Below are 1,047 nucleotides of genomic sequence, written 5' to 3'. Positions count from 1 at the left end.
ACGCCGAACCCGCTCCCCGCAACAGGAAACCGCCCTGAACAGCCGAAAGGCGCCCACGAAAACCCGTGGAGCGCCACGTATGTTCGACTCGGCCGACTTGCCTGACCCCGACGCCCTCGCTGAGCTCGACGAGGCCGCGCTGGTGGCAGCGATCGGAGGGTGGGCCCAAGCGGAGTCCGTCGCGGCGTCGCGCCGCCTGGCGGCGATCGCCGAGCTGTTGGGCCGCAAACTGTACGACGACCCAGCGCATTCGAAATGGGCTTGCGACGGCTGGGACGCGGTGGCCGCTGAAGTCGGTGCGGCTTGCGATATCAGCCACGGGAAAGCATCGGGGCAGATGTATTTGGCTTCGGCGCTGCGCGAACGTCTCCCCAAGGTGGCGGCACTGTTCGCCGCCGGACAGCTCAACGCCGCTTTGGTGTCCACCATCTCCTGGCACACCACCTTGATCGAAGACCGTCGGGCGCTTGCCGCGGTCGATACCGCCCTTGCCGCCGACGCCCTGCACTACGGGCCACTGTCGGCGTTCAAGACCGGGCAAGCCATCGACGCGGTCGTCGAGGCGCACGACCCGCAGGCCCTGCGCCGTAGCCGGCAAAATGCCCGCTCCCGCGACCTGGTGGTCGACAAACGCAACACCGACCACGCCACCACCCCGCTGTGGGGCCGGCTGCACGCCCACGACGCCGAAGCACTCGACCGGCGCCTTTTGGCCATGGCGCACAGCGTGTGTGATGACGATCCGCGCACCATCGCCCAACGCCGCGCCGACGCCCTGGGCGCGCTGGCCGCCGGCGGGCAGACCCTGGCCTGCGGGTGCGGCAACGAGGACTGCCCCGGCACCCAGGACCGTCCGGCAAGTTCGGTGCTGATCCACGTGGTCGCCAGCGCCGAAAGCATGGGCACCGGTGTCGACGCGCACCGCAACGGTGAAGACCCACCGCCGCCGCCGATCAACCGTCGGAACCTGTTTGCGCCAGTAGAACGCCCACGCTGCTCCGGTGCTGCTCTACGACGGCGTCTGTGGGGTCTGCAACCGATCGGTCC

General features: G+C 69.3%; 1 protein-coding gene. It reads left to right on the top strand.

What is annotated here, in order from left to right; translation table 11 throughout:
* Window positions 1-79: 79 nt before the first annotated feature.
* A partial coding sequence (locus tag A5771_RS06710; RefSeq protein ID WP_131808898.1) for a DUF222 domain-containing protein occupies window positions 80-1,047 on the top strand: 968 nt, incomplete at its 3' end.

Origin of the sequence: Mycolicibacter sinensis (genome assembly GCF_001667375.1) — a bacterium.
Lineage (GTDB): Bacteria > Actinomycetota > Actinomycetes > Mycobacteriales > Mycobacteriaceae > Mycobacterium > Mycobacterium sinense_A.
This window is presented reverse-complemented; position numbering and strand designations above follow the sequence as displayed.